General features: G+C 40.8%; 11 protein-coding genes and 1 pseudogene. 7 read left to right on the plus strand and 5 right to left on the minus strand.

What is annotated here, in order from left to right; translation table 11 throughout:
• Positions 1 to 417 precede the first annotated feature (417 nt).
• Positions 418 to 1,203, minus strand: coding sequence for a hypothetical protein (locus tag CIK04_RS04890; RefSeq protein WP_097353625.1), 786 nt, complete (start codon positions 1,201 to 1,203; stop codon positions 418 to 420).
• Between the two features lie 235 nt (positions 1,204 to 1,438).
• Between CIK04_RS04890 and CIK04_RS32690 the strand changes: the two genes are divergently transcribed.
• From CIK04_RS32690 to CIK04_RS04915, 5 genes are all read left to right on the plus strand, one after another.
• Positions 1,439 to 1,591: a hypothetical protein gene (locus tag CIK04_RS32690; RefSeq protein WP_155393479.1), complete on the plus strand. Its 153-nt coding sequence runs from the start codon at positions 1,439 to 1,441 to the stop codon at positions 1,589 to 1,591.
• A gap of 149 nt (positions 1,592 to 1,740) precedes the next feature.
• A complete protein-coding gene (locus tag CIK04_RS04895; protein ID WP_045623107.1) occupies positions 1,741 to 2,568 on the plus strand; it encodes a glycosyltransferase family 2 protein in 828 nt (275 codons plus the stop codon).
• On the plus strand, positions 2,561 to 3,622 hold the full coding sequence (locus CIK04_RS04900; RefSeq protein WP_097353624.1) for a hypothetical protein: 1,062 nt from the start codon (positions 2,561 to 2,563) through the stop codon (positions 3,620 to 3,622). Before CIK04_RS04895 ends, CIK04_RS04900 begins: the two co-directional genes overlap by 8 nt.
• A 229-nt stretch (positions 3,623 to 3,851) precedes the next feature.
• Positions 3,852 to 5,090, plus strand: a complete 1,239-nt coding sequence (locus CIK04_RS04910; protein ID WP_045623111.1) for an HlyD family secretion protein — start codon at positions 3,852 to 3,854, stop codon at positions 5,088 to 5,090.
• Entirely contained in the window at positions 5,090 to 7,243 is a 2,154-nt protein-coding gene (locus CIK04_RS04915) for a peptidase domain-containing ABC transporter (RefSeq protein ID WP_097353621.1), read from the plus strand. The genes CIK04_RS04910 and CIK04_RS04915 overlap by 1 nt, the downstream gene beginning before the upstream one ends.
• Before the next feature lie 16 nt (positions 7,244 to 7,259).
• On the opposite strand, the pseudogene CIK04_RS04920 reads toward CIK04_RS04915, so the two are convergent.
• Together CIK04_RS04920 and CIK04_RS04925 are read right to left on the minus strand one after the other, a co-directional pair.
• A pseudogene (locus CIK04_RS04920) lies at positions 7,260 to 7,492 on the minus strand (hypothetical protein); the annotation flags it as partial.
• A 158-nt stretch (positions 7,493 to 7,650) separates the two neighbouring features.
• Positions 7,651 to 8,541, minus strand: coding sequence for a LysR family transcriptional regulator (locus CIK04_RS04925; protein ID WP_097353620.1), 891 nt, complete (start codon positions 8,539 to 8,541; stop codon positions 7,651 to 7,653).
• A gap of 137 nt (positions 8,542 to 8,678) precedes the next feature.
• Between CIK04_RS04925 and CIK04_RS04930 the strand changes: the two genes are divergently transcribed.
• Positions 8,679 to 9,563 (plus strand): alpha/beta hydrolase, encoded by an 885-nt coding sequence (locus CIK04_RS04930; protein ID WP_097353619.1) that lies wholly within the window; start codon positions 8,679 to 8,681, stop codon positions 9,561 to 9,563.
• Between the two features lie 245 nt (positions 9,564 to 9,808).
• Here CIK04_RS04930 and CIK04_RS04935 read toward each other — a convergent pair whose 3' ends face one another.
• Positions 9,809 to 10,723: a GlxA family transcriptional regulator gene (locus tag CIK04_RS04935; RefSeq protein WP_097353626.1), complete on the minus strand. Its 915-nt coding sequence runs from the start codon at positions 10,721 to 10,723 to the stop codon at positions 9,809 to 9,811.
• 118 nt (positions 10,724 to 10,841) lie between these two features.
• On the opposite strand from CIK04_RS04935, the gene CIK04_RS04940 reads away from it, so the two are divergent.
• Positions 10,842 to 11,360: a cysteine hydrolase family protein gene (locus tag CIK04_RS04940; RefSeq protein ID WP_097353618.1), complete on the plus strand. Its 519-nt coding sequence runs from the start codon at positions 10,842 to 10,844 to the stop codon at positions 11,358 to 11,360.
• A gap of 159 nt (positions 11,361 to 11,519) precedes the next feature.
• Here the strand turns inward: CIK04_RS04940 and CIK04_RS04945 are convergent, their stop codons facing one another.
• On the minus strand, positions 11,520 to 12,758 hold the full coding sequence (locus tag CIK04_RS04945; protein WP_097353617.1) for a DEAD/DEAH box helicase: 1,239 nt from the start codon (positions 12,756 to 12,758) through the stop codon (positions 11,520 to 11,522).
• Positions 12,759 to 13,192: the final 434 nt, after the last annotated feature.

The following is a 13,192-nucleotide window of genomic DNA, read 5'->3' on the forward strand; positions in this document are numbered from 1 at the left end:
GGCAGAAAGAATAAGGATAATGGAGACAGTCATGACAGAAGGGTCGCCTATGAATCGAGCTTAACAGACTGTTCAACTTAAGGTGTGAAGCTATCAGGCCTCACATCATGACACCGTTCGCTTCAAGAAAAGTCACATCTTATCTAGACGCTAAACTCATCAGACACAATTTACATATAAAGAAGAGGCTCGGGCTTGTTCAACTCTGAATAAAGCTGTCGGCTGCGCGACAGCTATTCTTATTTGTTATATGCATTGTTAAATTAGCATTTAACGGAGTACTTTAGGTATAGCAAACCTCTAATGTAGTGGCCAAATTCACTTAACCACTACAGGACAAAAAATATATTGATACAGTGAATTTACTTGGGAAAGCGGTCAACAACCTCTGCTATAACGATGGAGAGGTGGGACACCTCACTGCAAAGTTTTCGCATACTCTCGCATAACTCTAGCATTGTCCGCATACTCTTCATTACCGCATGGTTCACCATTGTTGCTAACCAGAGGACTTGAATAAGCGGGGACAACCTTTTCAGAATAACTCATGACTGTCCCGTAATTAGAACAATGAAAAGCGCCAGAATAAGGTTTTACTTTACTTCTATTTTTTGCAAAGATCTGTTCGATGATCCAAAAGTCTCCACTTTCAGAGTTAGGCCGTTCATGCATTGCCCACGCTAAATGTCCGAGCTCGTGTTCTAGCACAGCAATAGGGAAGCTTTCAGCAAGGAGCACAAAGCTGTCATTCAGATTGACCATTGTCATCCCATTAACCCCCTCTTTGATGACCAATGGATGATTATCACTTAAAACCAAAACGTACTGCTCTTTTGGATCGTTTAAAAACGAGTTTATCTTCGAAGAACCGACTGCTTGTTTTAGGTCTGAATGCACAGAGGAGATAGACATACTGTCATGAGATATTGATACAGAATGGCTCTCCTTGAATACTCGAGTTATAGGGATACATGAGTTAGACAATATCGTATTTGACATGTTTACCGCTTCTTGCAATTTTCCTTTTAACTCCTCCTTGTTATCAACCTTATTATCAATATAAAAGGTAATATTGGAATTAACGCTTATTTTTTCTTCACAATCTGGGAAATTAAAATTTGGCTTCGTATTTCTTTGGCTAAGCATAATTAAAATTACGATGATAATAGAAGCGAGAGTTAAATTTATCTTAGTCTTTTTCATGATTCCTTTGAGTATTATTGACTGTTAAGTTATTAACTATTTAAAAATAATTAATCCGATATTAACAATAGCAATCAATAATTCATATTACTTATTGAACGTTGTTGTGATATGGATCACGATTATAATGAAACTATGTAATTTCTATAAATTTTTACTTGCATAGAAATAGTGATAATGGTTTTAATACTCGGGCCTTTTGAGGCTATCTAACTAATATATAAGGAATTTTAAAATGTCAAAACTATTAACGTCAGAAGAGATGATGCTTGTTGGTGGAGGTTGTAGCCGCGGTCTTTCAAATGCTGTTAGAGAATACAATAAGCACAAAGACAGTGCTGGTTCTAAAGCTGCAGGTCGTCGCGAGAAACGTTGCTCCGAACGTTAACCTAACATTTAATTTAACTGAACAATACTGATTGATATTGACTATTGAAGTAAATATTTATTGGTCAATTTATAAGCGCTGACTAATGGGTCGGCGCTTTTTTAAAAGTGTAAGGAGTATGTGGCTAGATACTAGAGAGAGTTTAGATAATGATTAAATTATCATCTTATATCATTTGTAAGAATGAAGAGGCGAGAATAAAAGATGCAGTTATGTCGCTACTTCATCATGTCGATGAAATTATCATTGTTGACACTGGTTCTACAGATAGAACAATTAACATTGTTAAAGATATTGATACGTCAAAGATTAAAGTGTTCGAAATTGAATGGCGTGATGACTTCGCTGCGGCTAGAAACTTTGCTTTGGGAAAAGTGAACTATAACTGGGTGGTGACCATTGATGCTGATGAAGTCATGAAAGAACCCTGCAGGTTGAAAGAAATGATTGCCTCTTTGCCAGAAGAAATTAATGCGATTTACCCTTGTATCGTTAGCGTTGGAGAGGAAGAAGAAAAAGGGTACTCCATACCACGCATCTTTAAGAAGGATGAATTTTACTACCACGGCGTAGTTCATGAGCAACTCACTCCATTGAAGAGTAAAGAGCAATATTTTAGTGAGCTAGAAATCCTTCATTATGGATATGAAAATGAAACGATCATTAAGAAACAAAAGCTAATGAGAAACTTCCTGTTGTCTTTAGATAATCATCGTAAAGACGCATCGGACGAGTTCTTTATGATGTATCTAGTCATTGATTGGTCTGCATATCCCAATTCTGAACAATATGTTTCTGCCCAAAAGTTGGTTCAATGCCTAGGGAAGATTAACAACATGAAGTACTTCGAAAAAGCAATCTATGCAGTGTTCGATAGATATACAACGGACTTAAACGCACTTACCACATTGCTAAGTACCCTAGACCCAGAGACTCAAATGAAAGCCATTCAGTGTTTTGAGGTTGCTTATGGCTAAGTTCTCAACGTGTATTATGACGGATACGTTTTCGCAGAGAATGAAAGAAACGGTTTCGAGTGTCATTAACGATAGTGATGAAGTGGTCATACTCGCAACAAACCCCAAGATCTATGATGACCTTTGCCGTCACTACACGAACTCTAAAGTGAATGTGTATTACAAGGTGTGGGAAAGTAACTTCGCTAAGATGCGAAACCATCTATCGAGTTTATGCTCAAACGACGTAGTTTTTCACATTGATTCGGACGAGAGTGTAGGTTGTTCTTCATTTTTTGAAGAGCTTGGGGAGTTACTGATCTCCAATGATGTTGAGGCGAGCATATTTGAGGTTACGGTCGAGGATGAAGGCGGGTCTGTAGCCTCAAATATATCTCGAATTTTCAACAGGAAATATTTTAGTTTTGTAGGCTATGTGCATGAGATCGTAAAGCCAATCAATGATTCTCGAGCTTTCTCATACGTTTCCATTGATAGCCCAATTCTACATAGTGGATATTCTCTTGCTCAGATGGAAATCAAACTGAAAAGAAATACTGCTCTCAACAAGAAAAATCTCGAATTATCATCTTCGGATCTCAGGTGGGTTTACTTTTCCATAAAAGAAAGCTGTCAAGCGGGCAACTATCAAGGCGCTATCGAGTTTATAGAACAAGTGAAGAACCATGAAAATCAGAACGATGACTATATCTCGGGTTGTTACTGCTACTTGTTGTTTTCGCTAGTTCATTTATCACGCTATGTGAAAGCAAAATCACTTCTAACGACTGCGAAACTAGAGCTCTGTGATAGGCAATACTTTCAAGCGTTGCTCGTTCTATCTGAGTTGGAAGCTTGCAAGGAAAGTATAAAAGAAATTACGTCCAATATTACCGACATTCGTGATTCAAAAATTGATGTCTCGGGTTTCCATATTGATGTTTTAACAGCAAAAGTAGAGATCATGAATCAAGACTTTTGTACAGCATTTGGTTTATTTGAAAAGCATGGCTCTAGAGGTGATGTGATGTCATCGTTGTTGGAGTCAAAGTTGGTTAGAGGGTTGGAATATTAAATGCACCTATTTTGTGAACAATGTAAATCAAAAACAGCACATTCTATCGAACGTGATGAAGAATCTACGTCTGGTATCGTAAAGATATTTGAAATGTTATTCGGTGGTTTTGGTTACTCCAACTCCCATAAAACAATGAAGTGTAATACTTGTGGCGCTATATATAACGAGGATTTGCATGAAACTACATTTTTTGACAGTAGTGATGATATTTAGCAATAGGTTTTAGATGTTTAGAGAAGAGGCGCTTGATTCAAGCCGAAGTCGACTCACTGGAGTAGTCGTTGTAGACCAATCTATTCGGACTTGGTCTGTTGCTGCGCTGATCATAGTGATATTTCTTATAGGTGGTTTTTTTTTGTCAATCGCACAAGTCCCAAGAAAAGAAACTGTCAAAGGGTTTCTAATTCCTGATCGAGGGCTTGTGAAAGTATACTCTGGCCGGACTGGTACATTAGATGCGCTGTATGTTAGCGAAGGTGACTACGTTGAAAAGGGCAGGCCTATTGCCAAAATTGTAAACAGTGAAAAGTTAACCAGTGGTATTGAATTCTCGGAAGCTCTTAATAAAGAAATTGAACAGCAAATAGTAGCTTTGCGAGAAGAGATTGGTATTTTTGATGAGATTTACGATAAGGAAATGGAGAGCTTCCTTGCTCAAAAGTCCGACGTAGAATCAAGTTTGAATGCACTTGTGAAAGTGAAAAATACAACAGCAAGAAGGCTACGAATCAAAGACGAACAGCTCAAACGTCATAAACGTTTGTTAGGTAGTGGACATATATCTAGCTCTGAGTTCTTAAGTTCAGAGGAGCGTTATCTTGAATTGCTGGGTACTCATGAACAAATAGAGCAAGATATTTCAGAACTGATGATTCAATTATCACAAATCGATTCGGGTATACAGTTGTTGCCAGCCAACAAAAGGCTAAAGAACGTCGCTAAAATGCGTGAAATTTCAGCTCTGCAGGCTAAGCAATATGACCTCAGTAGTCAGGCCGCAATCATTAAATCCGCACCAGAGTCTGGGTACATAACGACAATCCTGCCTTCGATAGGCTCTAGAGTTAATTCTCAGTCACCGTTATTAAGAATAATCCCAGAAGGCTCAAGACTGGATATCGAGCTTTTCTTGCCAACGAAGTCTGCTGGTTTTATTAAGATTGGGGATGAAGTGAAAGTTAGGTTTGAAGCTTTTCCTTATCAGAAATTTGGAATGGTTAGCGGTTCAATTACGAGTATCGACAAATCCCTAATTTTACCAGATGAGAAGAGAGCGCCGATTTACATCACTGAACCTGTATATCGCGTTAAGGCTAAACTCGAGCGCCAGTCCATCAATGCGTTTGGGCAACAGTTCCCTTTGAAAGTGGGCATGCTTGCTGACGCAGACATTATTCTAGAAAGGAGAAGTATCTTTGAATGGATGCTTGAACCGATGTTTGCTGTAATAGGGGCTTTTCAATAATGACTGCCGAGAATACTAGCGGTGAGAACTTCTTCAATCCCAAAGACCTTCTGAGCTTTTATGATCTAAAAAGAGTGCCATTGATAATGCAATCCGAGGTTGCAGAATGTGGTTTAGCGTCTTTGGCGATGATTCTGTCTTTCCATGGAAACAATACTGACCTCCATAATATGAGAAAGAGAGCGCAGGTTAGTTCAAAGGGCATGAATCTTAGAGATATTGTCGATCTTGCTTCTAATTTAGACTTGTCGAGTCGAGCCTTGAAGTGCTCTTTAGATGAGGTAAAAGATCTGAAACTACCCTGCATATTACATTGGGATTTTGATCACTTTGTTGTGCTAACCAAAGTGACTAAGAATGCTGTCCATATAAATGACCCCGGCGTTGGGAAGAGAAAGATATCGATCAATGATTTAAGTAAGTCTTTCACGGGTATTGCTGTAGAGTTCACTCCAACGTCCCAATTTAGGCCCGCTGAAAATAGAACTACAATGAAGATTAACCAGCTGTGGGAAAATATTACTGGACTAAATAAGACACTTTTTCTGCTAATTGGACTTACGTTAGTAATGCAACTAATGTCTGTTCTGTTTCCGTACTATTTACAATGGACAATAGATGAAGTGCTAATTAGTGAAGACAAACCACTGTTACTTGTCCTAGCGATAGGTTTTTCATTGTTGACTGTCCTCAATGTTCTAGTGAGTTCCTTTAGACAGTGGTTAGTCGTCAAATTTAGTAGCCAACTGAGTATCCAAATGGGGGCAAACATCTTTTTTCATTTGCTCCGGTTGCCCACGGATTACTTTGAGAAAAGAAGCGTAGGTGATGTAATTTCCAGATTCAAGTCTCTGACGTATATAAGAGACTTGATGACAGAAGGTCTTGTGGAGTCGACAATAGATGGACTCATGGCGGCTTTAGTCCTAGCCATGATGTATCTTTACAGTCCTTTGCTGGCCACTCTTGTTCTGGTGACTGTTTTGATTTCTTTTGTCATTCAAATGTTGTTTTACTACCCAACGCGAAGAATATCTGAAGAGCTACTCATTTCAGAAGCTAAAGAAAATTCCACATTCTTGGAGTCGGTTCGAGCGATAAAAACAATTAAAACTTTTGGGCATGAAAGTGTAATGCAGAACTTGTGGTTAAACCGATATGCGGAAGTGATTAATAGTGATATTCGATTAAGTAAGCTTGCTATCTCTGAAGAAGCGTTTAATAAACTGATTTTCGGTTTTGAGCACATACTGATCATATACTTTGGCGCTATCTTAGCCATTGAAGGCCAATTGAGTGTGGGTATGATTTTAGCCTTCATCTCCTACAAAGTACTTTTTACTACGAGTATCAGAACTTTTATAGATAAGTTTATCGAGTTTAAAATGCTTAACCTTCATTTAGGCAGACTGTCTGATATCGCTTTACAACAAAGGGAACACCGTGAGCTAAAGTCTCCTATATCATTGGTAAGTGAGCCAACGATTACACTAGAAAATGTGAGTTTCAAGTTTTCAAGTAATGATGACTGGGTATTCAGAAACTTAAACTTTGAATTTAAGCCAAATTTAAACACCGTGATAACAGGAAGTTCAGGGTGTGGGAAGAGTACGTTGCTTAAGATTGTTCTCGGTCTTGTTAAGCCGACTTCCGGAAGAGTTTTAATTAATGGCCGTGACATTCAAGAGCTTACACCTTCTGACTACAGAAGTATCTTTGGAGTCGTGATGCAAGATGACGTTCTTTTGTCTGGAACCCTAGAAGAGAATATTACGATGTTCGATTCCGATGTTAATCACGAGCTAATGCGAGAATCTTGTCGTGCTGCTTGTATTCTCGAAGAAATTGAATCTCTACCTATGGGATTCCATTCACTTGTTGGTGACATGGGAAGTTGCTTTTCTGGAGGCCAACTTCAAAGAGTGTTTCTCGCAAGAGCTTTGTATCGACAGCCTAAGATACTCTGTTTAGATGAGTCTACCAGTCACCTTGATATGAGTAACGAAAAGTCAATATTGGAGAATATAAAGGGATTGAACGTAACCACTATCTCTATCGCTCATAGAAGGGAAACTATAAATAGTGCGGATTGTATGCTTAATTTAACTGGGTTGATTGGAGCTACATTGACAAGTGAAGCTAGGAAGCTTTAGTTGCCACTAAGGTGTACTAATTCAGACCTGATCTGACAGTTACCGACTTTTCGACTTGGTGCCTGTCAGATAATATCTGGGCTAGATTCTTTTCAGCCCAGATTGATTGTCCATCCTCTAATGTATCTATCTGCGTTCTGCCACAGCACATTTTTCCTTGATGAGTACTGTGATTGTTGTTGTAGTCCATTCGTCCAGATCTTACTGCAACTCTTCGATGGAACCATATAGTTTCTTTCTGAATGCCATGTATCACAGGAAGAAGGGCAACCAGAATGAGAGGCTGTATAAGTGCTTTATACTATTAGAAATTGTTATGAAGGCAATCAGGTTGCCAAAATCATTTCGGGGCAAAGACGTGCTAGTGAGGATCGTGCTGCCACGTCTATGGACACAAAAGAGTTTCATTAGTACCCTTTGCTGAATCGTTCGATTATCCAATCCATTAGCGTTTTAACACGCTGCAAATGAAACTTTGTCGGGGGGCAAACCAATGATAGGGGCGTCTCCTCTGCCCAATCAGGCAAAACATCGATTAACTTATTACTCGCCAAATCCGCATGACAATAAACATCTGTCAGTCTTGTCACTCCTAAGCCAGCAAGGGCTGCTTGGCGCATGGTTCGTCCGGTCGCTGCTTTCATTCCTTGGTTCGTGTTCGTGTGAATCACTCTTTGCTCTAATCCTTTCTTTAATATCCAATGTTCGACACTTCCGTATATTAAAGGTAGATCGGCCAAATCTTCAGGACGCTCTATTGGGCCATGCTGTTCTAAAAAGTCAGGGCTGGCTACGTAGCGGGTGCTCAAGTTACATAGGTGGCGAGCCACTAAAGTGGAGTCAGGTAAAGCCCCGACCCTTAATACTAAATCGTACTGCTCTCCTAATAAGTCCACTTGGAGATTCGAAAAATCCAACTCAACGGTAATGTTGGGGTATTGCTTTTGGAAGCTCATCACTAATGGCGCAATCAACTCTTCACCAATAGGCCCACCGACTGAGTTCATGCGAATGCGACCTTTTAGTTCACTTCTCGACTCAGTAGCCCACTCTGCTGCTGAATCAAGCTGCTGCATGGCGCCTTTGCAGCGTTGATAGTAACCATCGCCGATCTCAGTCAATCGCAGTTGTCGTGTGGTACGAAACAGCAACTGAACTCCTAGTGCATTTTCTAGATCAGTGACTAACTGACTAATATTCGCTTTAGAGCCACCCAGTGCCTCTGCGGCCGCAGTAAAACTGCCGAGCTCAGCGACATGTATGAAGGCTCGAATACCTCTCCAAGATACATTGTTCATTTTTGATTAACATTGTTTTAGGAATGTGCATATATATTAAAATAATAGCACTCCTTATTATAGTCACAACTTCAGAGGTACTGAGTAAACCAATCAGTTTGCCTCTAGACCGATACTACGAATGAAGAGAATGAGTTATGACTATTGTTAAGAAAAGCGTTTATTTCACAAGCAACGGTAACCGCATCGCAGCGGAGCTTCACCAGCCAGAACAGATTAGCGGTAAATGCTCAGCTATCATCATTGCTGCACCACAAGCAGGGGTTAAAGAGCAAACTGTTCAAATTTATGCTGAGAAACTCGCTCATAAAGGCTTTGTCGCTCTCACTTTTGATCACTCAAGCTTTGGTGCAAGTGAGGGAGAACCTCGATTCCATGAAAACCCATTTACTAAAGCAGAAGATTGTCGTAACGCCATCACATATCTGAGCACACTCGATTATGTTGATGAAATTCATGGCTTAGGCGTTTGTTCAGGTGGTGGCTATCTTGCTCATGCCGTTGCCTCAGATCGCCGAGTGAAATCACTCGCTACTGTTAGTGCTTATTTTGATCACCGAGGTTTTTATCACAACATTATGGGCCGCGACGGTGTGTTAGATCTTCTGACACTGGCAAATCAGGCCAGAGAGCAATATCTCACAACAGGCAAAATTGATTATTTACCTCATGCTCCCCAAGCTGACGATCCAGATACGCCGCGTTTGTTCCGCGAGTTTTACCAATACTATATGACAGATCGTGGCGCAAATGGTTTATACGAGAGTAAGTTCCTACCGTGGTCATACGAAACGTTGGTTAATTTTTCAGCTCTTGATATTGCAGAATATCTGTCACCAACTCCGCTACTGCTGATTGTTGGGACAGAGGCAGATTCAGCTTATGAGAGTGAGCAGATGTTCGAAGCAGCGAACGGGCCAAAAGAGTTAGTACGAATTGAAGGCTCTAACCATATCGGCTTATACGATGTCGATATGTATGTCGACCAAGCAATTGATAAGCTAGTTAATTTTTACAAGTGATATTGCATTATATCTTTAAAATAGTGGCCTATGACTCAACAGAAATTTGAGCATAGGCTCTTTGAAACTTCAGGGAATCCCGTTTAAGTACTACCTAATTACCTATCAGTGCTTCTGTTTTAAATTAGTAAATTTCGGCGCATAGTTAGAGTTCTAGAGAATAAGTCAAAAATATGGACTTAGGACCGAGGTCCAGCTCCCCCGTAACTCACAAGGGGGCAGGTTCAATTCAGCCAGAATCTGAATCAGGCAAATCTCTTTCGGAACTCTCGTGGAGTTAATCCCACAATATTGATAAAGACCTTTCGGCATGCGCTGATATCTTCGTAACCGACTTGGGTTGCTATCCATTCGAATGAACGTTTTGTACTTTCCAGATAGTCACATGCATTTTGTATCCTGAGACGTTGCAAATACTGATTTGGGTTGTAACCTGTGGCCTTTAGGAATCGTCTTTGCATAGTACGTTCAGTAAGGTTTACTTGCTTAGCTAACTGACGTATTGATACCGGTTCTGTATAACTTTGATGCATTGTTTGTTGAACCGAAACAATCACCAAATCACCATGAGCGAACGATGGTTTGAATTGTTGATAATAACTCTGTTCTCTCTGCGAAGTGTCAATGACAAGTGTTTTACCAAGTAGGCGAACAACCCAAGGAGATGAATATTTAGAGATCAGTTCAAACCCGAGATCCAACCACGACATCATACCGCCCGCCGTAACTATGTCACCATGATTGATCAATATCTTATTGCTGTTGAGAGGAATATCCTTAAACATTCTGACAAATGTTTCTGCTAACGCCCAATGGGTTGTCACCTCTCTTTTACCAAGTAAGTTAGTTGAGGCCAAAATAAATCCCCCCGCGCAAGCAGATGATAGAATTGCACCTTTAGAATACTGCGCTCTAAGCCATTCAATAAATTCGTCTTTAGGGGATAAGTAATAATCATCAATCGAAGCTGGCGGTAATATAACAACTGTAAAACTGTCTTCTATCAGATCAGTATGCGGAATAACGATTGGTTCAAATAAAACATCAATACCTTGCTCTCGGCAAACTCTGCTTGCAAGTAAAAACAATTCTTCAAGACCATAAACCGCAGACTTTAATACTGACGGATACTCACAAATTCCAATGGATATTTTTGTCATGCTCGGCTCTGCTTTTGTCGTTTTTAGCATCTTTTATGTCATTTTAGCCTCTATAAAGAGTACAGCAAGTTACTCATACTTTTTCTGAACCAAAAGTTAAAGCAAGAGGAAATGAAAAATGAATAAAACGGCACTACTTGTAATTGATATACAAAACGATTACTTCCCTGACGGTAAATTTCCTTTGTGGAACACAGATAAGATTCTAATAAACATCAAAGAATTAATTGCTAAGGCCAACCAACAACATGTTCCGGTATTTCTTGTCCAACACATATCTTCGGCCCCTAAAGGAACTGCACCTTTCTTTGATAGAGACAGTGACGGAGCGAATATCCACCCGGAAATAATGGCTATATGCCCTAACGCTAAAGTCATTCAGAAACAACATGCCGATAGTTTTCATCAAACTCATTTAGAAACTTTGCTGGAAAAATTCGATATTGATGAATTAGTTATATGCGGGATGATGACGCAAAATTGCGTTACGCATACAGCAATATCAAAGAAAGCAGAAAGATATAAAGTTTCAATTATCGAAGATTGCTGTACGACGACTGATCGGATGATTCATAATATTTCATTAAATGCCGTATCAATTCGCGTACCCCTATTAGCTTTATCCGAAGTGTTTTAAAAATAGAGCCCCATAAGAAAATGTATTGAAATCTCACTGGTATTGTTTAGCAGGCACATAGAATGAGGCCTTGGTACGAATTAAACAAGCACTAAGCTAGTCATACAAACAATCGATAAAATAAAGCCACGCTACTCAATTACCAGCGTGGCTTTTTGTTTACTTACTTTTAGGCGCTGGGCGCTTCGGCTTACTTTGAAACTGCTTAACGCTCTTTTTATTTTGCGTGCGGCGATTGGCTTTTTTGTCGCGAGGCGCCCGTTTGCTCTCGCCTGTCGACGGTTTGTCTGTGACTGGAAAGCCTTCCAGATCTTGCACAGGCAACTCACGTTGAGTGAGGTAGCGAATCGCGCTGAGCGCATCCATTTCACCGTGACAGACCAATGACAACGCCACGCCTTGCTCGCCAGCGCGGGCGGTGCGCCCTACGCGGTGAACGTAGGTCTCCGCATGCATCGGCAGTTCAAAGTTGATCACCACGGGCAGTTGTTCAATGTGAATGCCGCGCGCTAATAAATCCGTCGCAATCAGCACCTGAGTTTGCCCAGATTTAAACTGCGCCAGCGCTTCTTCTCGCTCTGTTTGGCTCTTGTCACCGTGCAGTGCATTGGTTGAGATGCCCGCTTTATTCAGCTTCTTCGCCAAACCATCTGCGTTCTCTTTCGCGCCAATAAAGACTAACGCCTGAGTCCACGCGTTTTTTTGAATCAGTTCAATCAATGCCTTGGTTTTACTGCCTTTGTTGACGAGGTACAGCGTTTCAGCAATATCTTGGTTGGTGCTATTTTCTTGATGCGCTGCAACTTGCTTTGGTGCCTGCATAAGCAGCTTCGCTTTGCCCTTCAACTCATCAGAAAACGTAGCCGAGAACATCGCCGTTTGACGCTGGTTTGAAATCAGCGCAGAGATGTTTTGTACGTCAGGCCAAAAGCCCATATCCAACAGACGATCCGCCTCATCCAACACCAGATAATGGATATTGCTTAGGTCTAAACCGTTGTTTGCCAGATCAACCAAACGGCCGGTTGTAGCAACAAGAAGATGAGGATTTGTCGCAAGCGCTTGCAGCTGCTGCTCTTTGTCCACACCACCACACAAACACACTGCGTTAAGGCCAAGCGCTTGACCAACTTGGTTAATCGCCTCGCTCACTTGCGTTGCTAGCTCGCGTGTTGGTACCAAAATCAGCGCTTTTTGCTCTGGATGTACCCTTAGTTTTTCCAACAAAGGCAGTCCATAAGCCAGTGTTTTGCCGCTGCCTGTATTTGCCAAAGCCAATAGATCTTGACCAGCCAACAGCTCAGGAATGGCCAACACTTGAATGTCGGTCGGTTTCTTGAAGTCTTTTGGCAGGGCGTGGATCAGCTCAGAACTCAATGAGAGAGTAGAAAATGGCATTGGCTTAACCTTGTGCTTTGGGTTGAAGAGTCAGTAAAAACAGTCACACTGCGCTAAAACGCAGGCGCGGACTTTACCACAATCTAGTGGGCGAACCATCCCATTTTAGAAGCGAAAACTAAGCATGGTCTGAGAATCGTGCGGCAAAATTGAGTAGGGTGAGGCGTTACCGCCTCACCCCTCTCACAGAACCGTACGTACGGGCCTCGTATACGGCTCATGCATACTCCATATCACCATGATTGGTGGCACAACATTAATCTGAGAATCTAATGTTGTCCGCTTTGTGGGGACAGTTTGTTTTCATCACTGTTGGTAACTTTCATTGCAGGATTTGGCGTTCTAGCTCAACGGCAATCTACCAAACTTAGTTGCAATTACTTCCCTTATACGACCTGTCTCACCAGAATTCACTATTCCTAGTGCACCAATTC

This window comes from Vibrio sp. 03_296, assembly GCF_002265885.1.

Excerpts from the sequence above, each read along its gene's own strand:
- CIK04_RS04925 (WP_097353620.1), bottom strand. The coding sequence starts at position 8,541 with ATGAACAATGTATCTTGGAGAGGTATTCGAGCCTTCATACATGTCGCT.
- CIK04_RS04945 (WP_097353617.1), bottom strand. The coding sequence starts at position 12,758 with ATGCCATTTTCTACTCTCTCATTGAGTTCTGAGCTGATCCACGCCCTG.
- CIK04_RS04900 (WP_097353624.1), top strand. The coding sequence starts at position 2,561 with ATGGCTAAGTTCTCAACGTGTATTATGACGGATACGTTTTCGCAGAGA.
- CIK04_RS04910 (WP_045623111.1), top strand. The coding sequence starts at position 3,852 with ATGTTTAGAGAAGAGGCGCTTGATTCAAGCCGAAGTCGACTCACTGGA.
- CIK04_RS04915 (WP_097353621.1), top strand. The coding sequence starts at position 5,090 with ATGACTGCCGAGAATACTAGCGGTGAGAACTTCTTCAATCCCAAAGAC.
- CIK04_RS04935 (WP_097353626.1), bottom strand. The coding sequence starts at position 10,723 with ATGACAAAAATATCCATTGGAATTTGTGAGTATCCGTCAGTATTAAAG.
- CIK04_RS04930 (WP_097353619.1), top strand. The coding sequence starts at position 8,679 with ATGACTATTGTTAAGAAAAGCGTTTATTTCACAAGCAACGGTAACCGC.
- CIK04_RS04890 (WP_097353625.1), bottom strand. The coding sequence starts at position 1,203 with ATGAAAAAGACTAAGATAAATTTAACTCTCGCTTCTATTATCATCGTA.
- CIK04_RS32690 (WP_155393479.1), top strand. The coding sequence starts at position 1,439 with ATGTCAAAACTATTAACGTCAGAAGAGATGATGCTTGTTGGTGGAGGT.
- CIK04_RS04895 (WP_045623107.1), top strand. The coding sequence starts at position 1,741 with ATGATTAAATTATCATCTTATATCATTTGTAAGAATGAAGAGGCGAGA.
- CIK04_RS04940 (WP_097353618.1), top strand. The coding sequence starts at position 10,842 with ATGAATAAAACGGCACTACTTGTAATTGATATACAAAACGATTACTTC.